This window comes from Sphingomonas sp., from assembly GCF_050725575.1.
Lineage (GTDB): Bacteria > Pseudomonadota > Alphaproteobacteria > Sphingomonadales > Sphingomonadaceae > Sphingomonas.
Genome location: NZ_JBOHHW010000011.1, coordinates 82,480 through 107,118, shown reverse-complemented (window position 1 = coordinate 107,118; position 24,639 = coordinate 82,480). Strand labels below are relative to the sequence as shown.

The following is a 24,639-nucleotide window of genomic DNA, read 5'->3' as shown; positions in this document are numbered from 1 at the left end:
GCCGGAACCGGGAGAAGCGTCACATGAAGGTTTTCATCGCCGCATTGTTGACCTTTGGCGCGGCGACGGCCGGCTTCGCGCAATCGGCGCCGGCCCAGCCCGACCCTCGCGTCGACATGCCCAGCACCATCTCGCCGGAAGCGGCGGCTGAGTTGAAGATGATTTACGGGCTCTCGCGAGGGAGCAAGGCGCCGGCCAAGCCCAATGGCCCGGCTGACTGGAAAGCGTCCTACGACCGGCTCGAGGCGATGATCGAACCGTTCGTCACCGCGACCGTCAAGCCGCTGAACATCACCGAGACGCCCGGCCGGCTCGGTGATGTCCCGGTCCTGCGGTTGCGACCGGCCAATCACAAGGCGGGCACGGCGCCGCTGATCTATGTTCATGGCGGCGGCTATGTCTCCTTCTCGGCCAAATCGTCGCGCCTCACCGGCGCACTCGTCGCTGCCGCGTCTGGCCGTGAAGTGATCTCGATCGATTACACCGTTGCACCACAGGGCAATTGGCGCACCGCCACCGATCAGGTGCTGGCGGTGTGGAAGGCGCTGATTGCCGCCGGTGCGAAGCCTGCGACGATCGGCATGTTCGGTGATTCGGCCGGCGGCGGGTTGGTCGCTGGCTCGGTGCTGAAGATGCGCGACCAGGGGCTGCCGCTGCCCGGCGCGCTGCTGCTGCTCTCGCCCTGGTCGGACATCACCGCCACCGGTGATACCTATACCACGCTGGCCGCGGCCGATCCGTCGCTTAAAACCGAGTCGCTTGCCTGGGGCGCGGATGTGTATGCGGCACCGGCCGACCAGAAGAACCCCTATGTGTCACCGGTCTATGGCGATTACTCGAAAGCCTTTCCGCCGACGCTGATCCAGGGCGGCACGCGCGAGATCTTCCTGAGCAATTTCGTGCGCCAGTATCAGGCGATCCGATCCGGCGGGCATGAGGCAGTGCTCGATATCTATGAAGGCATGCCACACGTCTTCCAGACGCTGGCGTCGCACTCGCCCGAATCTCGCCTCGCGGTGGCGCGCGCGGCAGCTTTCTTCGACGCACATCTCGCTCGCGCAAAATAGGCTCGGAGGCACGGCGTCACTGCCGACCATGCCTGTCACGAAAGCACTTTGATACCGCATTCGACGGGCCACGACCGGCGCGCCGAAGGCTGCAAACTCGCGGCAACATAACGACACTTCGCACGTCGGAAGATTCTGCCGTCGGTACGTGCGCGACCCGACCGCGAATGGGCGCCAGTTGTGTTATTTGTGTTACATAAGCGCCCAAAAATGGCTGAAATCAGCGCCAAACGCTATACAGCGCCTTTACAGACCGCGCGTACCACGTGCTACGGGCCGCCATCCGTGCTGCCCGGGAAGAGCATGGGTGTGTCAATTTCGACAACCGCCGTCAGGGTGCGTTGGGAAAAAGGGAAGCTTAAACACATGAAAATCTGTACTCGCGCTGCGCGCAGGTCGTTCCTGCTCGCCGGTATCGCGCCGTTCACCATGCTTGCAGCGACCGTGCCGGCCCATGCCCAGGATGCGCCCGCAACCGAAGTCGCACAGGACGACACGGCACAGGATACGGCCAAGGATATCGTCGTTACGGGTTCGCGCATTGCGCGGCCGGAACTCGACTCGCCGACCCCCGTCGCCATTGTCGGCAGCGCCGACATTCGCCGCGGTGGCTCGACCAACATCCAGGATGTACTGGCCAAATTGCCGCAGGTCGGCATCCCCGGCCTCAGCAACACCAACTCCAACTTCCTGACCAGCGGCAACGGCGTTTCCACGATCAACCTGCGTAACCTCGGCGACGCGCGGACCCTCGTGCTCGTCAATGGCCGCCGGTTTGTCGCGGGCCTTGCCGGCACCTCAGTTGTCGACGTCAACAATATTCCCGCCGACTTCATCGATCGCGTCGAGGTCGTTACCGGCGGCGCATCGTCAATTTACGGCTCGGACGCGATCGCCGGTGTCGTGAACTTCGTCCTCAAGGACAAGATCGAGGGCCTCACCGCCCGCGCCCAGGCCGGCATCACCGACAAGGGCGACAACCCGCGCTATAATATCAGCGTGACGGGCGGGACCAGCTTCGGCGCCGATGAAGCCGGTGGGATCATTGCCAACTTTACCTATGACAAGGACGGCGGGCTGCTGTCGCGCGATCGCGCGATCTCGGCGGAGGATTGCTCCTTCCTCGGATGCGGTCCGCAGTCGTACAGCAGCTATTCGGCGCAAGGCCGGTTTCAACTGTTCAACAATGGCAGACCCACAGGGAATAACGGCTTCACCACCGAACTATTCTCGTTCGACCCGAGCAATAACCTCGTGCTCGGAGCAGGGGATGGCTTCAACCGCAATGCTGTCCGTCGTATCTCGACGCCGGTCGAACGTTATATGGGCAACGTCGCTGCACATTATGACATCACCCCCGAGATCACCGCATTCGTCGAGGGTACCTATGTCAAGGTGAAGTCGAGCTCCGCCATCGAACCCGCTGCGCTGGATTCCGAGCTTGACGTCGGCGCCGGCTATTCGATCGACAACCCGTTCGTCCCCGCCGCCATCAAAGCCCAGATCGCGGCGCGTAACGGCGATGCCGATCCCACGAACGATGTCGATCATATTGCGTTCCGGCGCCGCCAGAATGAGGTTTTCAGCCGCAGCAACAATAACCGCCGGGAAACCTGGCGCGTTGCGGCCGGCTTCAAGGGGACGGTTGCCGAGAAATTCAATTACGAATTGTCGTACGTCCATGGCGAGCTGAAGGATCACACCTACACCGAAGATCTGGACATTTCGAAATACGCCAACGCGCTTGATGCGATCACGGTCGGCGGACAGGTTGTCTGCCGCGACGTGGCGGCCCGCGCGGCAGGCTGCGTTCCGATCAACCTGTTCGGTTATAATTCGGTGAGCCCCGCAGCCGCTGCCTATGTCACTGCGGCAATGCCTCGCGAAGAGCGCATCAAGAATACCGAAGATGTTTTCTCGGCCAACATTTCGGGCCCGTTGTTCCAGGTCCTGCCGGCCGGCGCCGTCCAGGCGTCGATTGGCGCCGAGTATCGTCGCGAAAAGAGCGTGGACGATTGGGATGCGCTCACCAACGCCGGCCTCAACTCCGGTAACAAGACCCCCGACACGGTCGGCAAGTTCAACGTCAAAGAGGTGTTCGGGGAGCTTAGTGTTCCGATCCTGAAGGATCAGCCCTTCTTCCACAGCCTCAGCCTGACGGGTGCGGCGCGCTATTCGAGCTATTCGACGATCGGCGATGTGTTCAGCTGGAATGCCGGGGCAGAATGGGCCCCGGTTTCCGGTCTGCGTTTCCGCGGCAATTACGCCGTGGCAAACCGGGCACCGAACATCAATGAGCTCTTCCAGCCACCTTCGGAAACCTTCCCGACGGGCATCAGCGATCCGTGCAACGGTATCACCGCCACGACAACCGGAACGCTTGCGAATACATGCCGCGCAATCCCCGGGGTCAATGCGACCATCGCGAACAGCGCCACCCATAGCTTCACATATACTCCGGCTGATCTCCAGTCGATCAATGGCTTCGATGGCGGCAATACCGCACTTCAGGAAGAAAAGGCGAAGACGCTGACCTTGGGCATGGTGCTGGCACCACGTGCTCTTCGGGGCTTCAACCTGACGATCGATTACTTCAACATCAAGGTCGATAACGCGATCGGCATCATTGATCGCCAGACCTCGATCGAGCAGTGCCTGACGGCAGCCCTGCCGCAGTTCTGCGCCAATGTGCTTCGCAACCCGAACACCGGCTTCATCAGGACGGTGAACGCACAGAACGTCAATATCGCCTCGCTGAAGACGAGCGGCATCGACACGGCTGTGCGCTACGGGCGCGAGCTCGGGCTGGTCAGCAACGACCGTCTCGATTTCAACGTGCTGTGGACGCACACGTTCAAGTTCGACACGCAGGCCGATGTTGCATCGCCGGTACGTCACGGCGTCGGCAACCTCGAATTCGGCGGCGCCTTCACCAATGGCGCCGTGTTCCGGGACAAGGTCACGGGGCGGTTGAATTACGAGTTGCCCAATGGTTTCGGCCTTTCCTGGTCGACCACCTTTGTCAGCTCGATGTATGATCAGGACCCCTATCGCTTCGAGAAAAACAGCGCCACTGGCGATCCAGTCATCGACGGCCACAACAAGATCAAGGCACGCCTGTATCATGACGTGCAGCTGAAGACCGCCGTTGGCGAGAAGTTCGAGCTGTTCTTCGGCGTGAACAACCTGTTCGACCGCAAGCCGCCGAAGCTTGAGGACACGGTCTTTACCGGCACGATCACCGGCACGACCACAGCAGCGGACGTCTATGATCCGTTCGGTCGCCGGTTCTATGCCGGCGCTCAGGTTCGCTTCTAGTTCTCACATAGATCCAAGAGGTTTTGGGGCGGCTCCTTCGGGAGCTGCCCCTTTTTTTATCCGAATTTGCGCCGGTATCAGTCCGGCAAGGGATGACATGCCCGATCCCGTGCGATGGTTGAATCGCGGCCGGCACAGGGTCGGCAGGAACCGGACTGCCGGGTCGAGCGCAGGAGATATGGGACACCGGTTGTGTCATATCCCAGGCCGCATCGCGGCGAGGCTGTTATATAGTTTATTATATATATCAGGTACTTAATCTGATCCTGAAGATGCCAGAGCTCCGGCACCGATCCGAAATCCCCAACCCTTCGGATCAGTGCGACCGGGTATCGCGACGCCGGGTCGGCGCCTCACCGAAATGCCGGCGATAGGCGGCGGTGAAGGCCGCGGGGTTGGTGAAGCCGACGCGAAACCCGCTGTCCGCCACGCCAAGCCCATGCTCCTCGATCAGCGCGCGGCCCATTTCCAGCCGGCGCTGCCGGACATAACCGAAGATCGTCGTCCCGAACGCGGCCTTGAAGCTCGCCTGAAGCGTGGTGACGTTGGTGCCGAGCTGACGCGCGAGGTCGAGCGTCTCGGGCGGGTCGACCATCGCGCTGTCCAGTATCTCGCGTGCGCCGTACACGCGGTCATAGGATCGCCGCCCGATCCGCCCGACCAGCCGCGTTTCGTCGCGCAGCTGCCCGGTGATCTCGAGCAGATAGCGCAGCGCCACGCTTTCGTGGAACAAGGTGCGGAGCGGGCCGGTGTAATCGCGATCGAACACGTCATTGGCCAGCGCGACGATCGGGCGCGGCGCGGCCAGCGACCGGACATGAAAGCCCGGATCGAGCAGCCCGCGCAGCGCCACCAGCCCCTCGTCCGCGACGGTGTCGCCGAAGCGATCGAAAAACGCCGGGGTGAGCAGGATCGCAAAGGCGCGGTTCGACTGGCCGGCACGGCATGAGCGCCGGCACGAGGACGGATCACCGAACCCGATCAAGGTCAGCCGCTCGGCCGAATGCAGGATCGCGGGGTGGCCGGGCACTTCGAGCGGTTCGGTATCGCCCGATAGCAACAGACCGCACATCAGCATCCGGTCGACCCTGACGTCGAACAGGCCCTCATCGCGATAGGTGATCTCGCGCGCCGACAGGGTCAGGCCCGGCTGCACATCCTCGGCAATGACCATACCCGACATGATCGGACTGTCGACGATAACCGAAGCCTCGGGCGTCGCGGGAAGCGGGAGCGACTGCGCGGCCGCTTCGCGCACCAGGTCGGATACCGAGAAATCTCCCTGGACCCGTGCCATGACTCCCATCGCGTGCTCCCCGGCGATCGCAAAGCTTGCGTTTCGCGATAGTCTTCGACCGTCGCGCAATAGTCGTCGCCATAGCACGCCATAAGAGCAGTTGCTAATGCGAATGCCTCGCAGAACTCTGCCGTGATGGCGTCGAGGCGCTGCGCCGAAGCGTATATTAGGGGAATTTGTCGATGTCTTTCCGAACGCTGATGCTCGTGGGGGCGGCATCGGTCGCGTTGCTGTCCAGCGGCATTGCCCGGGCACAGGAAGCGGCACGCGCCGACGAGGACATCATCGTCATCGCCGACCGCGCCAATCGTTCGCTCAAGGAGACGTCGGCCAGTGTCAACGTTTCGACCGCCAGGGACATTGCCAGCGCATCGGGAGTCTATTCGGTCAACAACCTGCTCGACCGCATCCCCAATATCGTCACGACCGAGCCCGGCAACGACCTGCCGGCGATCCGCGGCATCGACGGCACGGGCGTCGGCAATGGCATCACCGCGTTCCTGGCCGGCGTCCGCCCCCGCCTGACCTATCAGGTCGATGGCCGGACATTGAGTTTCAACGAGGCGGTGTTCGGCGACACCAGCCTGTGGGACGCATCGCAGGTCGAAGTCTATCGCGGGCCGCAAAGCACATTGCAGGGCCGCAACTCGATCGCCGGGGTGATCGCGGTCAAGACTACCGACCCGAGCTTCGCCTGGCACGGCGCGGCGCGCGCAATCGTCGGTAATCGCGACGAGCTTCAGCTGTCGGGCGCGGTCGGCGGGCCGATCGTGGACGATATCGCCGCCTTTCGCGTCAGCGCCGATTGGCAGCGCAGCCGCAGCTTTCTCGATTTCACCCCTTATCCGGAAAATGACGATCCCGACCGCTTCGACGCCAAGACGTTTCGCGGCAAGCTGCTGCTGACCCCGGCACCCGGCGTGCGCTCGCAATTCACGCTGTCCTATCAGGACGCACGCCAGCCACAGTCCTTCTCCATCGCCCGTCCGTTCACGCAGCTCGTTCCTTCCTATCCGCGGATGTCGGCATTCAGGACACGGTCGACCGTTGGCGTCATGGACACCAGTGTGGCGCTCGATTCAGCGCTGTCGCTTGAGCTGCTGTTGTCGGCCGCCGACTTCCGAATCGACCGCACCGCACCGGCATTCGAGGGCAATCTGCGGATCGACGGGCGCGAATATGTCGCGCAGCCGCTGATCCGCTACGCGCCCGCCGACGGCGCGCTATCGGGCTTCCTTGCCGCCTATGTCTTCCGCACGCATCAGGACGAGACGATCGACCTGTTCGGCGGCGGCGCGTACCGTGATGAAACCGACACCACTGCCCTGTTCGGCGAAGTGACGATCCGGCCGGCCGAGCCGCTGTCGATCATCCTCGGCGCGCGCTACGAAGTGGAGAAGCGCTACCGCGTCGGTGCGACCGGCCCGCTGCTGGCCAATTTCCGCGAAACCTATCGTGAATTCCTGCCCAAGGCGACGATCTCGCTCGACGTGACCAAGGATGTGACCGCCGGCATCACCGCGAGCCGTGGCTATAGCGCTGGCGGCGCCGGCATCACCTTCTTCGCGCCGTTCGTGGAATATACCTACCGGCCCGAATATGTGTGGAATTATGAAGGGTTCGTGCGCGCAAAACTGTCCCGCGACCTCTCCCTGACCGGCAATATATTCTACAATCGCTACAAGGACATGCAGCTCCCCTTCTATCTCTCGCCGCTGTCGGTCGTGATCCGCAACGCGGAACGCACCACGACGTATGGCGCGGAGGCCGGGCTGAGCTGGCGTCCCTCGCGGGGCAATGAGGTCTTCGCCAATGTCGGCGTGCTGCGGACCAGGATCAACCGCTACAATGATCCGCTGACGGTCGGCAACGACTTGCCCCGCGCGCCGGGGTTCAACCTGGCAACCGGGTTCAATTTTTCGCCCGACGGCAAGTTCGAACTGGGCGCCGATGTCCGCTATACCGACGGCTATTTCTCCGACGTGCTCAACGACGCACGGACTCAGGTCGGCGCCTATACGGTGGTGAACGGACGGCTGGCCTATAAGATCGGCCCGGCGCGATTATTCTTCTCGGTGCGCAATCTGCTCGACAGCGGCAAGCCGGTGTGGATCGGACTTGGCCTGTCCGAGGCGACCGATCTCGCCACGATCCTCGAGCCGCGCAAGATCAGCGCCGGCGTCGAGCTGCGGTTCTAGCGGGCGGCGGGATCATGGCCTTGTCGCAAAAGAACATTCGCCGCTGGTACCTGGTCCATAAATGGACCAGCCTGGTCGTGACCGCCTTCCTGCTGATGTTCTGCCTGACCGGCCTGCCGCTGATCTTCCACCACGAGATCGACGACCTGACCCGCGCGCCGGTGATCGCCGCACAGGTCGAGGCGCGCCCGGTCAATCTCGACGCGATCGGCCGCCGCGCGGTGGCCGAACAGCCCGGCTGGCACATGATGTTCCTGACCTGGGATCCGGACAAGCCGATCGTCTCCGCGGTGATCGCACCGTCGATGGCAGCAGATGAGAGCCAGGTGAAGATCCTGCCATTCGATGCGCGCTCGGGCGAACGGCTCCATGCCCCGCCCGCCGACGAGGGCGTGATGGCCTTCCTGCTCGACCTGCATTCGCATCTGCTGCTCGGCATTCCCGGGCAATTGTTCCTCGGGCTGATCGGGCTGGTCTTCATGGTCGCAATCGTCTCGGGCGTGGTGGTCTACGCGCCGTTCATGCGCAAGCTTGCCTTCGGCACGGTGCGCAAGGACCGCAGCAAGCGAGTGAAATGGCTCGACACGCACAATATGATCGGCATCGTCACGTTGGGCTGGATCAGCGTGGTCGGGCTGACCGGCTTCATCATCACCATGACCCTGCCGATCACGATGATCTGGCAAATGGACGAACTGGCCGAGATGGCCGCACCGTACAAGGACGCAAAGCCGCCGGCACGGCTGGCGCCGGTCGATGCGGCGGTGGCGAGGGTGCGCGCGGCGGTGCCCGATGGACGCGTCAGCTTCGTCGCCTGGCCCGGCAGCCAGTTCAGCACGCAGCACCATTACATGATCGGCCTGAGTGGCAAGACGCCGCTGACCGAGCGGCTGATCCGTCCGGCACTGGTCGATGCCGCGACCGGCCGGCTTACCGACCTGCGCGAGATGCCCTGGTACGTGAAGACCCTGTTCCTGTCGGTGCCGCTGCATTTCGGCGATTATGGCGGCATGCCGCTGAAGATCATCTGGGCGCTGCTCGACATTGCGGCGATTATCGTGCTGATCAGCGGCCTGTATCTCTGGCTCGGCCGGCGGCGCGTGCCGCTCGACAAGCGTGTCGCCGAACTCAGCGCCGGCGGCGTGACGGAGGGATGATGAACGCTGGCCTGAAACCCGGCGCGCCGACCCGGCAATCGAGCTGGCGGATCTTCCGCTGGCCGCTGGCAATGGCGCTGGCCAATGCGATCGGCCTGGTCGCGGCGCTGGTCGGCGACGGCTGGTACGATCTCATCTCCTGGGCGACACTCGGCGGGACCATTGTCGTGATGATCGTCGCCTGGCGGGGGCGAGGGACGCGATGACCGACTGGGTCGACAGCATCGCCGCGCTGGAGGCCTGTATCGGCAAGACGCCCCCGCCGGTGCATCTGAAAGTGATCGACCATATCGACCCGCTGGCGATGCGCTGGATCGCCGCATCGCCCTGCCTGTTCACCGGGGTCGCCGGTGCGCGCGGCATGTCGATCACGCTGGGCGGCGGCACGCCCGGGTTCGTCCGCGCCGAACCGGGGCTGCTCACCATCCCCACCGATGCGCTCGATGACCCGGCGGTTGCGCGACCGGGTGACAGTTTTTGCTCATTGTTCCTGCTGCCCGGGATCGGCGAGACGCTGCGCGTCAATGGCCGGGTCGCGGCGTGCGATGCGGCCAGCATCACCGTCGCGGTCGAGGAATGCTATGCACATTGCGCCAAGGCGCTGATCCGGTCAGAGTTCTGGAAGGCCCAGCCGCGAGACATTGCGAGCGACGATCCCACCGCTTTCATCGCCGCCAGCCGCTTCATGGCGCTCGCCACGGTCGATGCCGCCGGCGCCGCCGATCTCAGTCCGAAGGGCGATCCGGAAGGCGATATGGTGCATCTCGCGGACGGGCGGCTGTGGTTCGCCGAACGGCCCGGCAATCGCCGCGCCGATAGTTTGCGCAACATCGTCGCACAGCCGCGCGTCGTGGCCATCCTGCTGGTGCCGGGCGCGACTCATATCGTCCGTCTGTGCGGTACCGCGCGCCCCTCCGCCGACGCCGGGATCCGCGCCGGCTTCGCGGTGCGCGACAAGGTCCCGGCGCTCGCGACCTGCATCGACGATCTCGACCTTGAGCTTCAGCCGAGCGCCGCGCTGGCGCGGGCCCAGTTATGGCCGCTCGGCGACATCCCCGATCTCGATGCCGCCAAGCTGTTCGTCGCGCATCTCAAGATCAACAAGGACAAGGGCCTGCAGGCAAAGTTGATCGGCGCCGCCGTCTCGATCCCCGGGCTGATGCGCAAGGGGCTCGACAAGGATTACGACACGAATCTGTATTGAGGCCTGTGCGGAGCGTTCGCCGGCCGCCCCGCGGCAGCCGGCGAACCATCACCTCAGATCTGCGCCGCGCCGCCATCGGCGAACAGCTCGCCGCCATTGACCAGCAGGCTGTCATCCGTCGCCAGAAACAAGGCCGCGCCCGCCACTTCGTCCGGCTCGCCCAGCCGGCCCCATGGCGTGGTCTGTTCGACCTGTTCGATCATCGCCCGGTGCATTTCCTCATTCGGCGCGATCGCGTGCCAGCCGGGGGTCGAGGTACCGCCCGGCGTCAGCGTGTTGACCCGGATCCGACGCGGCGCGAGCTCCATCATCCAGCTGCGCGCGAAGCTGCGGATCGCCGCCTTGGTCGCGGCATAGCTGCTGGCATGGGGAAAGCCGGTGGTCGCCGATGTCGATCCGGTCATGATGATGCTGCCGCCATCCTTGAGCAGCGGCAGCGCCTCCTGCACGGTGAAGACCGTGCCCTTCACATTGACGCCGAAGACATGGTCGAGATGCGCCGCGGTGATCGACCCCAACGCGCCAAGCTCGCCAAGCCCGGCATTGGCGACGACCACATCGATCGTGCCGGCCTCTGCCTTGACGACCGCATAGAGCCGCTGGACATCGGCAAGGACCGAGACATCGCCCTGCACGCCGCGCGCGCCCTGCCCGACTTCGGCGACCGCCGCGTCGAGCTCTGCCTGGCGGCGGCCGGTCATGAACACCTTCGCCCCTTCCGCTGCGAAGCGCTTCGCGATCGCCAGGCCGATACCGCTATTGGCGCCCGTCACCACCGCCACTTTTCCATCCAGTCTTGCCATCATCTTGTCCTTTCGTCCGGCCGGCCCAGCGCCGGCGTTCATCTGGTGGAAGCGCAGATGGACACTGGCTTTCTTCAATAACAGTACCTACCTTGAGGTAAGTATGGAGAAAGACGATGGCCGGACGGAAATCGGACTGCGGGCTGGACGTGGCGTTTGCGGTGGTGGGCGGCAAATGGAAGCCGATGATCCTGTTCCACCTCGCCCGCGAGCCGCGCCGCTTCGGCGCGCTGCGGCGGCTGGTCGAGGGGGTGAGCGAGAAAGTGCTGATCCAGCATCTGCGCGAGCTGCAGGCGGACGGCGTGGTCGAGCGGACCGATTACCGCGAATTGCCGCCGCGCGTCGATTATACCATCACGCCTTATGGCCGCAGCCTGGCCGAGGCACTGATGCCGCTATGCGAATGGGGCAGCACCAATCGCGCCAGGGTGGAGGAGATCAGGCGCGCCACCGCCGACCTGGCGGCATAGGCTGGCAGGTCGGCCCGCCTCCGGCATGGACGCCGCCGGCCATTGCGGTATGACGCCGGTCATGACCTCGCCCTCCCCGCGCATCGCCGGCCTCCACCGCTATCCGGTCAAGAGCCTGCGCGGCCATCCGCTTGAACACGCCCCGGTCGGTCCGCGCGGTTTCACCGGCGATAGGCGCTGGATGCTGATCGACGATAAGGACCGTTTCCAGACACGGCGCGAATTGCCGCATATGGCATTGTTCGATGTCGCGTTCGACGGCGATGCGCTGATCCTCACGCATCCCGATCTGGGCACGCACCGCGTCGATCGCCCGGGCGAAGATGCCGCGACGGTCGAGGCGAAGATCTGGCGTGACACGGTCTCCACGCACCTCGCGCCCGCTGCTACCGCTGCCTTCCTGTCCGAGGCTCTGGGCAAGCCGGTGCGGCTCGTCCATCAACCCGATACGGTCCGGCGCCCGGTCGATCCGCGCTATGCCGCCGAAGACGACCAGGTCAGCCTGGCTGATGGCTTCCCCTTCCTGATCACGACCGAAGCCTCGCTCCAGGCGCTCAACACCCAGCTCGCCGTGCCGGTCGGCATGGACCGATTCCGGCCCAATATCGTCGTCACCGGCGCCGAGGCATGGGCGGAGGATCGCTGGCGGCGGATCCGCATCGGCACCGTCACGCTGCGCATCGTCAAACCCTGCGCGCGCTGCGTCATCACCACTCAGCATCCCCTGACCGGCGCGCAGGAACAGGGAAACGACCCGCTCACCACGCTGCGCGCAATGGGGCGGATGGCGAAGGGCGGCATCATCTTCGGCCAGAACGCGATCGCCGATGGGCCGGGCGAGATCGCGCTGGGCGATGCGGTGGAGATACTGGAAGAGGGCGAGAGCAATCTGCGCCAATAGCAGATGCCTCTTGTCACCACCCATGCTTACCGGTTTCCCGGCGAAGGCCGGGTCCCAAGCGGGAAGGCCGAGGCGATGAAGCGTGGAGCACGATAAAGGCTCACCGACCGGCACTGACCGCCGCGGGGAAAACCAATCAAGCGTGAGGCGGAATCTTCGCCCCGGCCGCGGGCTGCTGCTGCGTCGCGCAATGAATGCCGCCGCCCGACTCTCCGATCGGATCGACATTGAGCATGACGATGTCACGGCCGGGATAGAGGTCCGCCAGCCTCTCACGGACCAAGTCGTCGGTACGCGGATCGCCGAACTCGGCCGCGATGACCGCGCCATTGCAGACATAATAATTGATGTAGCTGGAAACGAAATCGGGCGCGTTAGACCTGGTCTTCTCCGGCTCGGGAAGCTTGACGATCTGCAAGCGCCGCCCCTGAAGATCACGGGCCTGCTCCAGGACCCGCAGAGTTTGATGTGCCGCGCGCGACCAGGGGTCGGCGGGATCGATCTCATCGTCGATCTGGATCAATACCCGACCCGGCCCGACGAAGCGGGCCAGCGCGTCGATATGATAATCGGTAATGTCCGCGCCGATCACGCCCGGCGCCCAGATCATCTGCTGGGCGCCCAGCGCCTGGCATAGCCGTCCGGCAATATCGTCGCGGCCCAGCCGATTGCGATTGGGATTCACCCAGCAGCTTTCATGCGCAAGGAGCAATCCCGCGCCATCATGTTCGACGCCGCCCTGTTCACCCACCAGGCCGGTTTCGAGCAGCGGCACCCCGAGCCGCGCCGCGACCCGCTCCGCAATCAGGCCGTCATTGGCGAAGCCCTGCTTGTTGCCCCAGCCATTGAAGCGCAAATGCGCGACAGCGAGCGCGCCGGCACCGTCGACGACGAATGTCGGGCCGGAATCGCGGCACCAGAGATCGTCGGTCGGGATGTCCCAGATCTCGACCGCGGCACTCAGTCCCGTCTTATGGCCGGTTCTTGCCGTGTCCGCCGCCAGCAATACCACCGGCTCGAATTCGGCAATGGCGTTGGCGATGGTGACGATCGCCTGCTGCACCTCACTCAGGTCCCGGCGGCCATAGACCGACAGCGCGATCGGCCATTGCATGAAGGTTCGCGTATGCGGTGCGGATTCCAGCGGCATGTGGAACGAACGCAGCCGCGGATCGGGCGGCGCACCTCTCGCGCCGGCCGAGGTCAGGACCCTGGCACCCGCCAGGGCGCCCATGCTTCCCACCACACCCAGGGTCAAGGCAGCTCTTCTCGTAAACAATGCGATGCTCCCATGGCGCGGAGCATAGCAAAAATCGTTGCGACGAACGAGGCCGAAGCGGCGATACACACGCAGTCTCGCGACTGCGGCAAACGGCGCCCAGATGGATCAGGACTGAGAACGAATGATTTCACCATCCTCCTTGGTGAAGACCACCGGCGCCCGATCCAGAAGCTCAAGCACGATTTCAGAGGGTCGGCACAGCTTCACACCCTTCGGCGTCACGACGATCGGTCGGTTCACCAGGATGGGATGTTCGATCATCGCATCGATGATAGCCGCGTCTGCTATCGAGGAGTCCAGCAAGCCCAGTTCGGCAGCAGGCGTGCCCTTTTCGCGCATCACCTCGCGTGGAGCCGCACCCATTGTCGCGAACAGCCATTCAAGCTGAGGACGCGTCCAGCCGACGCCGAGATAGTCGATGACCCTGGGCGCGTATCCGGCGGCCAGGATCATCGCCAGCGCGTTGCGCGAGGTGCCGCAATCGGGGTTGTGGTAGATGGTGACGGGGAACTCGGTCATGGCCTGGCCTGTGTTGCGATGGCGGGCCGGGCGACGCTGCCGCCGCGCTCGTACCAGCCCCTGGAGCGGTTCACGATTGCGACGACCGACAGCATCACCGGCACTTCGATCAGGACGCCGACCACCGTCGCCAGCGCCGCGCCGGATTGCAGGCCGAACAAACCAATCGCGGCGGCGACCGCCAGTTCAAAAAAATTGCTGGCGCCGATCAGGGCCGATGGTCCCGCGACGCAATGCGCTTCGCCCGCTACGCGGTTCAGGACATAGGCCAGCCCGGCGTTGAAATAGACCTGGATCAGGATCGGCACAGCCAGCAGCGCGATGACCAGCGGCTGCGCGACAATCTGTTCGCCCTGGAATCCGAACAGCAGGACCAACGTCGCCAGCAATGCGATCAGCGACACCGGTCCCAGCCGCGCCAGAAGGCGATCGAGCGCACTCTGCCCGCCATCCGCCATGATGGCCCGTCGAATGACTTGTGCGATGATGACCGGCACAATGATATACAGCGCGACCGACAGCAGCAGCGTATCCCATGGCACGGTGATCGACGCGACGCCGAGCAGCAGCCCGACCAGCGGCGCGAACAGGAAGATCATCAGCACATCGTTCAACGCGACCTGGCTCAGCGTGTAGGTCGGGTCACCATCGCACAGGTTCGACCAGACGAAGACCATCGCCGTGCACGGTGCCGCCGCCAGCAGGATCAGCCCCGCAATATAGGACGAGGCCTGCCCCGCCGGCAGCAGCGGCGCGAACAGCCAGCCGATGAACACCGTCCCCAGCAACGCCATCGAAAAGGGTTTCACCGCCCAGTTGACGAACAGCGTGACGCCGACACCACGCCAATGCCGCCTCACGGTACCGAGCGCGCGGAAATCGATCTTCAGCAGCATGGGAATGATCATCAGCCAGACGAGTATCGCGACCGGCAGGTTGACGCTGGCAATCTCCGCCGCACCGATCGCCGCGAACAGAGCGGGTAATATGTGCCCCGCCGCGATACCGACGATGATGCACAGCAAGACCCAGAGCGTCAGATAGCGTTCGAACACCGCCATCTTCGGCCTGCCGGCATCGACCGTCATGCCGTTGCGCTCACATCGCAGCACGCTGCCGGATCGAACAGTGCACCGCAGATTTCGGGACGGCCGGCACAGCAATCGGCGACCAGGAAGCCCAGCAGGTCCCGCATCCCGTCATAATTTGCGGAATAGATCACGGAACGACCTTCACGGCGCGAATGGACCAGCCCGGCATGGCCGAGAATGGTCAGATGCGTGGACAGCGTGTTCGGCAGCACCCCGATGTCGCGCGCGATTTCACCCGCCGGCAAGCCGTCGGCACCGGCCCGAACCAGCAACCGGAACACCGCAAGCCTGTGACCATGGGCAAGCGCCGAAAGCGCTTCGACGGCGGAGGGCAGCAGCATCAGCAGCATCCCGCCTTGGGCGCCTTACCCGGGATCTCCTCGTCTTCGCCATAGGAGGTCGCCTCGCCCATGGTGAAGAACGTCTCCCAGCGAACACCGGCCGTATCGGTCACCCAGCTCTTGTCCGATTTCGCATAGCAGCAGGTGGTCGCCGCCTGATCGAAGGTGGCAGTGCCTGCTGCTTTCAGCCGCGTGGCCAGTGTCGCCAGTTCGTCGGCGCTATCGACCTGGATGCCGACATGATCGACGCCGGTGGCGCGCGCTCGTGACGATATCGCCAGATTCACCCGAGGATCCTCAAGCAACCATTTCGCATAATCATCCTTCACCACCGACGGCGGCGCATCGAACAAGGTGCTGTAAAATATGACTGCCTGGTCGATGTCGGGAACACTGACATGCAGATGCAAACGCTTCATGGCTCAAGCCTCCTGGTTTCGATATTTCGAATATTCTCGAATTATCGATTCGGCAAGCGCTATTTTCCAGATCCGCGGGCGGCTTCGTTTGCTCCGATATCTTTCGACCTAGCTCCCCGGAGCGCAACCAAGCTAGGCTAAGCGAAATGCCGCATCTCAGCCCCGCCCCCGCCGTCTCCATCCTGATGCCGACCTATAATGCGCCCGATCTCGCCCGCGCGGCGATCGACAGCGTGCTTGCCCAGAGCTTCACCGACTTCGAACTGATCGTCATCGACGACGCCTCGACCGACACCACTGCCGCCATGCTCGCCGGGATCGATGATCCCCGCCTCCGCATCCTGAGGCCGGACCGCAACGAAGGCCCCGTCGCCGCGCGCAACCGCGGGTTCGCGGCGGCGCGGGGGCGCTATATCGCCGCGCTCGACCATGACGATCTGTGCCGGCCCGGCCGGCTTGCCGCGCAGGTCGCCTATCTCGACGCGCACCCCGGCACGGTGCTGGTCGCGAGCCATGTTTCGGTTCTTCAGCATGGCGAGGAGCGGCCGCATTCCGGGCCGCGCCGCACCACGCCGGTGCTGCTCGACTGGCTGCTGCTGCTGCGCAATCCTCTGGTCTGGTCGTCAGTGATGGTCCGCGCGGATGCGGCGCGCGCGCTCGATCCGTTCAACCGGCCCGAGCGCTATGGCGCGGAGGATTTCGACTTCTACCACCGCATCCGCGCGCACGGCGCGATCGCGCGGATCGATGCCGATTTGCTGGTCTATCGCGACCATCCGGGCGGCGTATCAAAGCGCTTTGCCGATCGCACGGATGCAGCCGCCATTGCGGTGCTGTCCGAGGCCTATACCCCACTCTTCGGCGACGACGCGGCGGCGCGCGCCACAGCGATGATCCGCCACGCTGCGCGGGCCGCGCCGGTCGACGATGCGGCGACACTCGCCCTGCTCGGCGATACGCTCGATCGGCTTCATGCCTGGTTCCTGAGCGAGCACGCACCGCGTTGGTCCGATCGACGGCATATCGCATGGCACACCGCACGGCTCTGGTGGCGGTTTGCCGCGGAAGCACGGCGCGCCGGCGTGCCGTTGCGCAAGGCGGCGCAGAGTGCACCGCGCTGCGCGCGATTGTCCCGCCTGGGTGCGCCGGCGCTTGCCCGCATCTGGCTCGGCAAAATGCGCCGCCGGACCTAGTCTTCCTTATCGATTCAACCCGGTCACAACCCATGGCAGAGGTGGTGAACGGAGCGCCATCGCGTCTTCCGTCACGCTCTTTCTCATGATGAATCAGACGATGAATTCGTCCGCTGTTATGGCGATAACAGGGGTGGCGCGACCCCTGTTATGTTGGATTTGACCCCTGTTATCCATAACAGCGGTCATCGGCCGCAACACATTGGAAAAACACCGATAAACCGGACGCAAAATCCAACTTAACAGGGGTCGTTTCTTTTTTTCCCAAAAACAGCGGTGGATGACAGGTGCCGGCGGCATGCGGGTGGCGTTTCGAACCCGCAAGCCGACTCCCGATACAATCGACCGGCCCCACGCTTTCTTAATGACTTGGCGGCACGATCCGGCATGCAGCCCATTACTTGCGAGATCTGTGCATGACCATCGAAAGCATCGCCCGTTCGCTTGCCCGCAGCGTACCCGTCTCCGCCCCCGCGCTAAAGGCCGGCTATCGCGCGAGCGAGCGCATGCTCAGCACCATGGCCGGCACCTGGCCCTCATTGATCAAGGCGCGGACCGAGAAGATCACCATTGCGATCACCGCGCATTGCAATCTGCGCTGCAAGGGTTGCAAATATGGCCGCGACTTCATGCCGGGCGCGCAATTGCCGCTCGAAACGGTGCGTGGACTGCTTGAGGATGCGGCAGCTGCGAAAGTGCCTGCGGTACGCCTTTATGGCGGCGAGCCGCTGCTCCACCCGAATGTGGTCGAGATGGTGCAGATCGCCAATGATCTCGATGTCGGCTGCTATATGACGACCAATGCGCTGATCCTCGACAAGAAGATCGCCGCGCTGCACGCCGCCGGACTGCGCAAGGTGACGATCGGCTATTATGTCAGGAAGGCGCGTTCGACGATTATGTCCAGCGCCCCGGCCGGTTCGAGCGGCTGGTGGAAAGCCTGACCAACACCCGCGCCATGTTCGGCCCGGACCAGCTCGACATCCAGTTCAACTTCCTGCTCAGCCGCCGCTCCGCAACGATCGCCGCGGTCGATGAGATGGTCGCCTTTGCCGATCGCTTCCAGGGCAACGTCCATATCGATGTGGTGCATTACTCTTTGCCTTATTTCGATGAAGGCGAGGACCGCGAGCTGCAGTTCCGGCCCGAGGACAAGCCGGCGGTCGACGCGGTGATCGACCATCTGCTGCGCCTGAAAATGGCACGCCCGAAGCTGCTGACCGAATCCGCCACCGCGATTGCCGCCTTTGCCGACTGGGCGCTGAAGCAGGAGGGGATGCGCATCCCGTGCGACGCGCGCAAACTGCTCTGGGTCGGCGCCGATGGCTCGGTGATGCTGTGCTACGTCACCTTCCCGCTCGGCAACCTGCATGAGAAGCGGCTGAGCGAGATCCTTTACAAGGAACCGCATCACGAGGCGGCGCGCGACGCGTTTCAGCTCAACTGCCCCAATTGCCATTGCGAGGCGGCGTCGCGGGTCGAGAAGCACGCGCCGTCGTTCCGCAAATATTCGAAAGAGGCGGCGGAGCGCCTCATGGCGCGCTGACTCCGTGCTCCGCGTCGCGCATCTGCTGCCCAATCTCGTCATTGGCGGGCGCGAACGGATCGTCGCCGATCTGTGCCGCGATGCGCCGGATGATGGCATCGACCCGTTCGTCATCGCCTATGATCCCGCCGCCGATCCGGCCGGGCAGTTCGCGGTCGAGGCTCCGGTGATAGCGGTCGACCGGCGCGACCCCGGCTTTGCGCGCCAGCTCCGTGACTGGCTCACCGATGCGCGGATCGATGTGCTGCATGCTCAGGGGCATGTTTCGGCCGCTCTGGCACGGCGCGGCCTGGGTGATGTGCCGATGGTCGCGACCTTGCACATCGCGCTCGGCACGGGCTGGCGCTGGGCGCTGCCCGTCGCGCGTGGCTTGCGGGCGGCGCGGGAGGTGACGGCGGTGTCCGATGATCTCGCACGCCGCTATCGTCCGCTTGCCGGCCGGCCGATCCGCACCATCGCGACGGGTGTCGATCTCGGCCGCTTCGCCGCGCGGGAGCGGACCTGCCAGTCCGACCGTTCTTTCACGCTTGGTATTGCCGCCCGGCTTCATCCGGTCAAACGCCATCAGGATGCGCTGGCGGCGCTGCGTATCCTGCAGGAGCGCGGCCTGTCCTGTCGGCTGGAGATCGCGGGAGACGGTCCCCGCGCCGCTGAGCTGGCCCGCTTGGCGCAAGATCTGGACGTCCGGCTGCTCGGCACGGTGACCGATATGCCCGGCTGGCTAGCAACACTGGACGGCTTCATGCTGGTGTCGGACCATGAAGGCACGCCGGCTGCACTGATCGAGGCGATGGCGGCGAGCCTGCCCTGTATCGCCACCCGGGTCGGCGGCATGCCGGCGCTAGCCGGTGACGCTGCGCTGCTTGTTCCGCGCCGGTCGCCGCGCGCCATCGCCGACGCGATCGAGCGCCTGATCCGCGACCCCGGACTGAGGCGAGACCTGGCGAATGCCGCGAGAGATCGCGCCGCGCAGTTCGGCACCGACCGGCAATCCTCGGCCTATCGTGAAATCTATCGGCAATGTGTTGCCGGACCCCACCATTTGCATGACAAATTCGTCATCCAGCCGCCATCTCCCTGAAATCCGGTTCTGGTTACATCTGCGTAATGGCCAGATCCTCCTTCAGCACCCGGCGCCGCCGGCCGATCCTACGCCCGATCCTGATCGTGGCGGCGGCGATCCTTGTCATCGGCAGTGTCGTCGCCTGGGCGGCGGGCTTCTTCGACAGCGATCCCGACCATTTCTTCGGCAGTCCGGCAAAGGGCCCCGCGCCAGTCGCGGCGCTGTACATGTCGGGCGATATGGGCCTGCGCTTCGGCATGGGCAGCGGCGTCTCGCATGCGCTGGCCATGCGCCACATCCCGGTGCTCGGCATCAGCTCGCCGGCCCTGTTCGCCACTCACCGCACTCAGGCTGAGGTCGATGCGATCGTGGCGCGCGGGGTACGCGACGTGCTGGCGCGGACCGGTGCCGAGCGGGTCATCCTGATCGGCCAGTCGTTCGGTGCCGATGTGCTCGGCACCGGTGCGGCCGCATTGCCCGCCGACCTGCGGCAACGCATCGCTGCGATCGTGCTGGTGGTGCCGGGCCAGGGTGTCTTCTATCGCGCCGACCCGACCGGCTTCGCCTATCGCGGCACGCCCGATGCCGACCCGGTCAAGGCGGCGAAGAGCATCGGCTGGGCGCCCTATGTGTGCATTTACGGCGAGCAGGAAACCGACAGCCTCTGCCCCCGCCTGAAGGGCACATCGGCGCGTGTCATCGCTTTGCCCGGCGGCCATTTCCTCCACCGTGACGAACCGCGGCTGATCGCCACCATGGTCGCCTCGCTTCGCCCCCATGTCCCCCAGCTCAATCTCAAGGAAGTGACGCAATGACCCGTTTCGGTCGGCTGGCGATGATGCTTGCCCTGCTCCCGGCGATCGCCGCCGCCCCGGTGTCGATCGAGACGCCGCCCATATTGGGCCTGTGGCATAACCCGCAGAACACGCTGCAGGTGCGCACCCAGGCCTGTGGCGGCGAGCTGTGCGGCGTCATCGCCCATGCCACCCCAACCGCCGAGCAGGACGCGCGCGAGGCTGGCGTGAAGCAGCTGATCGGCGTGCAATTGCTCTCCGGCTACCGTGAGACCGGTCCTGGCAAATGGTCGGGCACGGTGTATGTTCCCGACATGGGCCGCAGCTTCTCGTCGCGGATCGTTCAGCTGTCGCCCGACACGCTCAAGATCTCGGGCTGCCTGATCGGAGGATGGTTTTGCAAGTCGCAGATCTGGACCCGCGTCTGATCCGCCGCGACCGGATCGGCGAGGCGATCACCTGGGGCCGCGCGCATCGGCGTGAGCTGGCGATCCTCGCCGTGCTGATCGTCGCGCTGCTTGGCTTCGCGGCGCTGCATGCGATCCTTGCCGAGGTCCGGCTGAAGGAAGTCCGCGCCGCGCTCCATGCGATCCCGCAGATACAGATCGTGGCGGCCCTGGCGCTGACCGCGCTCAGCTATCTCTCGCTGACGCTCAGCGAAGCGCTGTCGCTGCGTGCGATCGGCGTGCGCCTGCCCTGGCGCACCGCGGCGCTCGCGTCGTTCACCAGCTATGCAATCAGCCATAATTTCGGACTGACGCTGCTGACCGGCGGGTCGGCGCGCTACCGGGTATATGCCTCGGCCGGGCTCGATCTAGGTGCCGTCGCGCGGGTCGGGCTGCTCTCCTCCGCGGCCTTTTGGGGCGCCTTGCTCGGCATTGCTGCGCTGGCACTGCTCAGCGGCGGCGCGCCGATCGATATCGCCGGCGCCACGATCCCGGCATTCGCGGGCCAGGCCGTCGCCATCATCGTCCTGGCGCTGCTCGCCTTGCTGTTCATCGTCCGCTTGCGCGGGGTCGAGCAGGTCGGGATCGGGCGCTTCACTCTGCCCATCCCGCCGGCCGCGACCATGGCCGCTCAGCTGGGCGTCGCCGCCTTCGATCTTGCCGCTTCCTCAGCCGCGCTGTTCGTGCTGCTGCCCGAGGCGGCGCCGCAGACGATCGGGATGTTCTTTCTCGCCTATGCGGTGGCGGTCTCGGTCGCGGCCGTGTCGCACGTGCCCGGCGGCATCGGCGTGTTCGAGGCGATCATCCTCGCCATCACGCCGGCCAGCAATGGCGGCGTGTTCGCCGCGCTGCTGCTGTACCGGCTGATCTATTACGTCCTGCCGCTGATCGTTGCGGCGGCATTGCTCGCCTCGGTGGAGGGGCACCGGCTGCGCCGCCCGATCGCGATGGGCCTGTCGCTGGCCGAACGCAGCGCGCGCTACCTCGCCCCGCCGCTGATCGGGCTGCTGGTCTTTACCGGCGGGCTGATCCTGCTCGTCTCCGGCGCGTTGCCGGCGGTGCACTGGCGAATCCACTGGCTCGCCCATGTCGTGCCGCTGCCGTTCGTCGAGGCTTCGCACTTCGCCGCCAGCCTGGCCGGCACCGCGCTGCTGCTGGTCGCCCCGGCGATCAGCGCACGGATGCGCAGCGGCTTTCTCGCGGCGCGCCTGCTGCTTGCCGGTGGCATCGTCTTCTCGATCCTCAAAGGGTTCGATTATGAGGAAGCCATATTGCTCGGCGTGATCGCGATCATCCTGCAATATTGCCGCCCCGCATTCTATCGCCGCGCCGGCATCCTGGATGCGCCGCTGCAACGCACCTGGTTCGCCGCGGCTGCCGTTGCGATCGGGCTCAGCCTGTGGGCCGGGTTCTTCGCCTATAAGCACGTCGCCTATCATGACGATCTGTGGTGGGCGTTTGCCTGGAAAGGCAATGCGCCGCGCTTTCTGCGCGCCAGCATGGGGGCGGCGATCCTGCTCGGCGCGGTCGCGTGCTGGCGGCTGCTGAGCGCACCGATCCGGCCGGTCGGCGACATGATCCTGCCGCCCCGGGTGGCCGATGCCGCGCTTGCTCTCTCGTCGCGTGCCGACGCCGCGCTCGCGCTGACTGGCGACAAGCAGTTCCTCGTCTCGGCCTCGGGCGCCGCATTCCTGATGTACCGCGTGCGCGGGCGGACCTGGGTGGTGATGGGGGATCCGGTCGGTGCGTTCGCCGACTGGTCCGAACTCGTGTGGCAGATCCGCGGGCGCTGCGACGCCGCGCATGGGCGGCTGTGCTTCTATCAGGCGAGCAACGAGCTGCTGCCGCTGCTGATCGAAATGGGCCTGCAGGTGATGAAATATGGCGACGAGGCGCAAGTCGATCTCGCTACCTTCACGCTCGACGGGCCAGCCGCCAAGTCGCTGCGCCATTCGACCCGCAAGGCGGAAAGCGCCGGCCTGTCGTTCGAGATCGTCGCCGCTACGGCCGTGCCGGCGATCGTCCCGCAGCTCCGGGCTGTGTCGGAGGCCTGGCTCGGTGACAAGGGCGGGCATGAGAAATGCTTCAGCGTCGGCCGCTTCGACCCGGCCTATCTCGCCCGCTTCGATTGCGCGGTGCTGCGGCAAGAGGGGAAGATCATCGCCTTCGCCAATATCTGGACGACGCGTAACCGGGCCGAACTGTCGGTCGATCTGATGCGGCACTGGCCCGACACGCCCTATGGGACGATGGACCTGCTGTTCGTGCGGCTGATGCAATGGGGCGCGGCGAACGGCTATGCCCGGTTCAACCTCGGCATGGCGCCGCTCTCGGGCCTGAATGGCCGCCGCCTCGCCCCGCTCTGGTCGCGCATCGGCCATGCGATCTATGGCCATGGCGAGGCATTGTACGGCTTTTCCGGGCTGCGGTCGTTCAAGGCGAAGTTCCAGCCGATCTGGGTACCGCGCTATGTCGCGACCATGCCCGGGCTCGCCACACCCTGGGCGATGATCAACCTTGTCGGCCTGATCGGCGGTTGAGGACGCGCCAATGCGAAGGGCTGCTTGACGCCACCCCGCCCTCGCCCTATTTGCCGCGCCTCAGCTTGCACGGCCCCTTCGTCTAGCGGTTAGGACGTCGCCCTCTCACGGCGAAAACACGAGTTCGATTCTCGTAGGGGTCACCAGCGATTATCGCTGGCAGCCGCACGCCATCTCGCTATGAGCCGCTGGCATGTGTGTCCTTGCCCTTGCCTGGAAAGCGCATCCCCGCTGGCATCTCGTGATGGCGGGCAATCGCGATGAACTCCACGCGCGCCCGACCGCGCCACTGGCCCATTGGGACGAACCCCAGCCCTTGATCGCAGGCCGCGACCTGCTGTCGGGCGGGACATGGCTCGGCGTTTCCAAGGCAGGCCGCTTCGCCGTCATCACCAATCTCCGCGGCCATGGCACGCCCCGGCCCGACCGGTCGTCGCGCGGCACATTGGTAACCGACCTCATTGCCGGCACGGGGCGATATGCCGACCCCGACCGCGCAGAACTCTCCGACTTCAATCCATTTAACCTGATCCTCGCCGATCATGACCGGGCGTTGTTCCTGTCGAATCGGCCCGAGTCGGTCCGCAGCCTCCTCGCCCCCGGGCTTTACGGCCTGTCCAACGGCACGCTCGACGAGCCCTGGCCCAAGACGCTCCGCCTCAAACAGATCCTGCTCGACTGGATCGTCCAGGGCGCGACCGAGCCGGCCCAATTGCTCGACGGCCTGGGCGAGGACACACTCCCCGCAGCCGGACTGAACCCGGCCACACCGTCCGACGTGCCACAGGAACCGCAGCTCTCGCCGATCTTCATCCGCAATCCAGTCTATGGAACGCGCTGCAGCACGGTCGTCGCGGTCGACAGTCACGGTCAGGGCCGGATCGTCGAACGGCGCTACACCTCGACGGGCGAAGTTTCCGGCGAGACCACAATCACCTTTTCTTGGCCGCGCGGTATCGACGGCTCGCAATGAAGTATCGGTCGCTGTCG

Annotated in this window: 23 protein-coding genes and 1 tRNA gene; 17 read left to right on the top strand and 7 right to left on the bottom strand. The window is 65.0% G+C overall.

Annotated elements, in window-relative coordinates; all coding sequences use genetic code 11:
* Window positions 1-23: 23 nt before the first annotated feature.
* Window positions 24-1,067: an alpha/beta hydrolase fold domain-containing protein gene (locus tag ACRECS_RS10195; protein WP_431582852.1), complete on the top strand. Its 1,044-nt coding sequence runs from the start codon at window positions 24-26 to the stop codon at window positions 1,065-1,067.
* A 366-nt stretch (window positions 1,068-1,433) separates the two neighbouring features.
* Window positions 1,434-4,385 (top strand): TonB-dependent receptor plug domain-containing protein, encoded by a 2,952-nt coding sequence (locus ACRECS_RS10190; RefSeq protein ID WP_431582851.1) that lies wholly within the window; start codon window positions 1,434-1,436, stop codon window positions 4,383-4,385.
* A 316-nt stretch (window positions 4,386-4,701) separates the two neighbouring features.
* Here ACRECS_RS10190 and ACRECS_RS10185 read toward each other — a convergent pair whose 3' ends face one another.
* On the bottom strand, window positions 4,702-5,691 hold the full coding sequence (locus ACRECS_RS10185) for a helix-turn-helix domain-containing protein (RefSeq protein ID WP_431582850.1): 990 nt from the start codon (window positions 5,689-5,691) through the stop codon (window positions 4,702-4,704).
* A gap of 173 nt (window positions 5,692-5,864) precedes the next feature.
* Between ACRECS_RS10185 and ACRECS_RS10180 the strand changes: the two genes are divergently transcribed.
* Genes ACRECS_RS10180 through ACRECS_RS10165 form a run of 4 tightly spaced genes read left to right on the top strand, consistent with a single transcriptional unit; the run spans window position 5,865 to window position 10,241 of the window.
* Window positions 5,865-7,880 carry a TonB-dependent receptor gene (locus ACRECS_RS10180; protein ID WP_431582849.1) on the top strand — a complete coding sequence of 672 codons (2,016 nt, stop codon included), beginning with the start codon at window positions 5,865-5,867 and terminating at the stop codon, window positions 7,878-7,880.
* 14 nt (window positions 7,881-7,894) lie between these two features.
* Window positions 7,895-9,037, top strand: coding sequence for a PepSY-associated TM helix domain-containing protein (locus tag ACRECS_RS10175; protein WP_431582848.1), 1,143 nt, complete (start codon window positions 7,895-7,897; stop codon window positions 9,035-9,037).
* Window positions 9,037-9,243 carry a hypothetical protein gene (locus ACRECS_RS10170; RefSeq protein ID WP_431582847.1) on the top strand — a complete coding sequence of 69 codons (207 nt, stop codon included), beginning with the start codon at window positions 9,037-9,039 and terminating at the stop codon, window positions 9,241-9,243. The genes ACRECS_RS10175 and ACRECS_RS10170 overlap by 1 nt, the downstream gene beginning before the upstream one ends.
* Window positions 9,240-10,241 (top strand): pyridoxamine 5'-phosphate oxidase family protein, encoded by a 1,002-nt coding sequence (locus tag ACRECS_RS10165; RefSeq protein ID WP_431582846.1) that lies wholly within the window; start codon window positions 9,240-9,242, stop codon window positions 10,239-10,241. The genes ACRECS_RS10170 and ACRECS_RS10165 overlap by 4 nt, the downstream gene beginning before the upstream one ends.
* A 53-nt stretch (window positions 10,242-10,294) precedes the next feature.
* Here ACRECS_RS10165 and ACRECS_RS10160 read toward each other — a convergent pair whose 3' ends face one another.
* Complete coding sequence (locus ACRECS_RS10160) at window positions 10,295-11,044, bottom strand: SDR family NAD(P)-dependent oxidoreductase (RefSeq protein WP_431582845.1); 750 nt, start codon at window positions 11,042-11,044, stop codon at window positions 10,295-10,297.
* A gap of 116 nt (window positions 11,045-11,160) precedes the next feature.
* Here ACRECS_RS10160 and ACRECS_RS10155 point away from each other — a divergent pair, with 116 nt between their 5' ends.
* Entirely contained in the window at window positions 11,161-11,514 is a 354-nt protein-coding gene (locus ACRECS_RS10155) for a winged helix-turn-helix transcriptional regulator (RefSeq protein ID WP_431582844.1), read from the top strand.
* A 61-nt stretch (window positions 11,515-11,575) separates the two neighbouring features.
* Window positions 11,576-12,415 carry an MOSC domain-containing protein gene (locus ACRECS_RS10150; protein ID WP_431582843.1) on the top strand — a complete coding sequence of 280 codons (840 nt, stop codon included), beginning with the start codon at window positions 11,576-11,578 and terminating at the stop codon, window positions 12,413-12,415.
* Window positions 12,416-12,551: 136 nt separating this feature from the next.
* Here the strand turns inward: ACRECS_RS10150 and ACRECS_RS10145 are convergent, their stop codons facing one another.
* The 5 genes from ACRECS_RS10145 to ACRECS_RS10125 all read right to left on the bottom strand — a co-directional run bounded on the left by ACRECS_RS10145 (window position 12,552) and on the right by ACRECS_RS10125 (window position 16,067).
* Window positions 12,552-13,673, bottom strand: coding sequence for an agmatine deiminase family protein (locus tag ACRECS_RS10145; RefSeq protein ID WP_431582842.1), 1,122 nt, complete (start codon window positions 13,671-13,673; stop codon window positions 12,552-12,554).
* A 129-nt stretch (window positions 13,674-13,802) separates the two neighbouring features.
* The gene (gene arsC / locus ACRECS_RS10140) at window positions 13,803-14,216 is read right to left on the bottom strand and encodes an arsenate reductase (glutaredoxin) (protein ID WP_431582841.1); all 414 of its coding nucleotides are present in this window, start codon (window positions 14,214-14,216) and stop codon (window positions 13,803-13,805) included.
* Window positions 14,213-15,304 (bottom strand): ACR3 family arsenite efflux transporter, encoded by a 1,092-nt coding sequence (gene arsB / locus ACRECS_RS10135; RefSeq protein WP_431582840.1) that lies wholly within the window; start codon window positions 15,302-15,304, stop codon window positions 14,213-14,215. Before arsB ends, arsC begins: the two co-directional genes overlap by 4 nt.
* Window positions 15,301-15,648: an ArsR/SmtB family transcription factor gene (locus ACRECS_RS10130; RefSeq protein WP_431582839.1), complete on the bottom strand. Its 348-nt coding sequence runs from the start codon at window positions 15,646-15,648 to the stop codon at window positions 15,301-15,303. The genes arsB and ACRECS_RS10130 overlap by 4 nt, the downstream gene beginning before the upstream one ends.
* Window positions 15,648-16,067, bottom strand: coding sequence for an ArsI/CadI family heavy metal resistance metalloenzyme (locus ACRECS_RS10125; RefSeq protein WP_431582838.1), 420 nt, complete (start codon window positions 16,065-16,067; stop codon window positions 15,648-15,650). The genes ACRECS_RS10130 and ACRECS_RS10125 overlap by 1 nt, the downstream gene beginning before the upstream one ends.
* Before the next feature lie 146 nt (window positions 16,068-16,213).
* Here ACRECS_RS10125 and ACRECS_RS10120 point away from each other — a divergent pair, with 146 nt between their 5' ends.
* The 9 genes from ACRECS_RS10120 (at window position 16,214) to ACRECS_RS10080 (ending at window position 24,622) form a co-directional block, all read left to right on the top strand.
* Window positions 16,214-17,260 (top strand): glycosyltransferase family 2 protein, encoded by a 1,047-nt coding sequence (locus tag ACRECS_RS10120; protein ID WP_431582837.1) that lies wholly within the window; start codon window positions 16,214-16,216, stop codon window positions 17,258-17,260.
* Window positions 17,261-17,676: 416 nt separating this feature from the next.
* Complete coding sequence (locus ACRECS_RS10115; RefSeq protein ID WP_431582836.1) at window positions 17,677-18,204, top strand: radical SAM protein; 528 nt, start codon at window positions 17,677-17,679, stop codon at window positions 18,202-18,204.
* Complete coding sequence (locus tag ACRECS_RS10110) at window positions 18,192-18,806, top strand: SPASM domain-containing protein (protein ID WP_431582835.1); 615 nt, start codon at window positions 18,192-18,194, stop codon at window positions 18,804-18,806. Before ACRECS_RS10115 ends, ACRECS_RS10110 begins: the two co-directional genes overlap by 13 nt.
* A gap of 4 nt (window positions 18,807-18,810) precedes the next feature.
* Window positions 18,811-19,887, top strand: coding sequence for a glycosyltransferase (locus ACRECS_RS10105; protein WP_431582834.1), 1,077 nt, complete (start codon window positions 18,811-18,813; stop codon window positions 19,885-19,887).
* Between the two features lie 26 nt (window positions 19,888-19,913).
* Window positions 19,914-20,684 carry an AcvB/VirJ family lysyl-phosphatidylglycerol hydrolase gene (locus ACRECS_RS10100; RefSeq protein ID WP_431582833.1) on the top strand — a complete coding sequence of 257 codons (771 nt, stop codon included), beginning with the start codon at window positions 19,914-19,916 and terminating at the stop codon, window positions 20,682-20,684.
* The gene (locus ACRECS_RS10095) at window positions 20,681-21,091 is read left to right on the top strand and encodes a DUF2147 domain-containing protein (RefSeq protein WP_431582832.1); all 411 of its coding nucleotides are present in this window, start codon (window positions 20,681-20,683) and stop codon (window positions 21,089-21,091) included. The genes ACRECS_RS10100 and ACRECS_RS10095 overlap by 4 nt, the downstream gene beginning before the upstream one ends.
* Window positions 21,061-23,649: a bifunctional lysylphosphatidylglycerol flippase/synthetase MprF gene (mprF, locus tag ACRECS_RS10090; protein ID WP_431582831.1), complete on the top strand. Its 2,589-nt coding sequence runs from the start codon at window positions 21,061-21,063 to the stop codon at window positions 23,647-23,649. The genes ACRECS_RS10095 and mprF overlap by 31 nt, the downstream gene beginning before the upstream one ends.
* Window positions 23,650-23,720: 71 nt before the next feature.
* A tRNA-Glu gene (locus ACRECS_RS10085) sits at window positions 23,721-23,795 on the top strand.
* A gap of 47 nt (window positions 23,796-23,842) precedes the next feature.
* A complete protein-coding gene (locus ACRECS_RS10080; protein ID WP_431582830.1) occupies window positions 23,843-24,622 on the top strand; it encodes an NRDE family protein in 780 nt (259 codons plus the stop codon).
* The last annotated feature ends 17 nt before the right edge of the window (window positions 24,623-24,639 follow it).

What these genes read in the sequence shown, in the direction of transcription:
- ACRECS_RS10195 (WP_431582852.1), top strand. Translation starts at nt 24, where the DNA reads ATGAAGGTTTTCATCGCCGCATTGTTGACCTTTGGCGCGGCGACGGCC.
- ACRECS_RS10190 (WP_431582851.1), top strand. Translation starts at nt 1,434, where the DNA reads ATGAAAATCTGTACTCGCGCTGCGCGCAGGTCGTTCCTGCTCGCCGGT.
- ACRECS_RS10185 (WP_431582850.1), bottom strand. Translation starts at nt 5,691, where the DNA reads ATGGGAGTCATGGCACGGGTCCAGGGAGATTTCTCGGTATCCGACCTG.
- ACRECS_RS10180 (WP_431582849.1), top strand. Translation starts at nt 5,865, where the DNA reads ATGTCTTTCCGAACGCTGATGCTCGTGGGGGCGGCATCGGTCGCGTTG.
- ACRECS_RS10175 (WP_431582848.1), top strand. Translation starts at nt 7,895, where the DNA reads ATGGCCTTGTCGCAAAAGAACATTCGCCGCTGGTACCTGGTCCATAAA.
- ACRECS_RS10170 (WP_431582847.1), top strand. Translation starts at nt 9,037, where the DNA reads ATGAACGCTGGCCTGAAACCCGGCGCGCCGACCCGGCAATCGAGCTGG.
- ACRECS_RS10165 (WP_431582846.1), top strand. Translation starts at nt 9,240, where the DNA reads ATGACCGACTGGGTCGACAGCATCGCCGCGCTGGAGGCCTGTATCGGC.
- ACRECS_RS10160 (WP_431582845.1), bottom strand. Translation starts at nt 11,044, where the DNA reads ATGGCAAGACTGGATGGAAAAGTGGCGGTGGTGACGGGCGCCAATAGC.
- ACRECS_RS10155 (WP_431582844.1), top strand. Translation starts at nt 11,161, where the DNA reads ATGGCCGGACGGAAATCGGACTGCGGGCTGGACGTGGCGTTTGCGGTG.
- ACRECS_RS10150 (WP_431582843.1), top strand. Translation starts at nt 11,576, where the DNA reads ATGACCTCGCCCTCCCCGCGCATCGCCGGCCTCCACCGCTATCCGGTC.
- arsC (WP_431582841.1), bottom strand. Translation starts at nt 14,216, where the DNA reads ATGACCGAGTTCCCCGTCACCATCTACCACAACCCCGATTGCGGCACC.
- arsB (WP_431582840.1), bottom strand. Translation starts at nt 15,304, where the DNA reads ATGACGGTCGATGCCGGCAGGCCGAAGATGGCGGTGTTCGAACGCTAT.
- ACRECS_RS10130 (WP_431582839.1), bottom strand. Translation starts at nt 15,648, where the DNA reads ATGCTGCTGCCCTCCGCCGTCGAAGCGCTTTCGGCGCTTGCCCATGGT.
- ACRECS_RS10125 (WP_431582838.1), bottom strand. Translation starts at nt 16,067, where the DNA reads ATGAAGCGTTTGCATCTGCATGTCAGTGTTCCCGACATCGACCAGGCA.
- ACRECS_RS10120 (WP_431582837.1), top strand. Translation starts at nt 16,214, where the DNA reads ATGCCGCATCTCAGCCCCGCCCCCGCCGTCTCCATCCTGATGCCGACC.
- ACRECS_RS10115 (WP_431582836.1), top strand. Translation starts at nt 17,677, where the DNA reads ATGACCATCGAAAGCATCGCCCGTTCGCTTGCCCGCAGCGTACCCGTC.
- ACRECS_RS10100 (WP_431582833.1), top strand. Translation starts at nt 19,914, where the DNA reads ATGGCCAGATCCTCCTTCAGCACCCGGCGCCGCCGGCCGATCCTACGC.
- ACRECS_RS10095 (WP_431582832.1), top strand. Translation starts at nt 20,681, where the DNA reads ATGACCCGTTTCGGTCGGCTGGCGATGATGCTTGCCCTGCTCCCGGCG.
- ACRECS_RS10080 (WP_431582830.1), top strand. Translation starts at nt 23,843, where the DNA reads ATGTGTGTCCTTGCCCTTGCCTGGAAAGCGCATCCCCGCTGGCATCTC.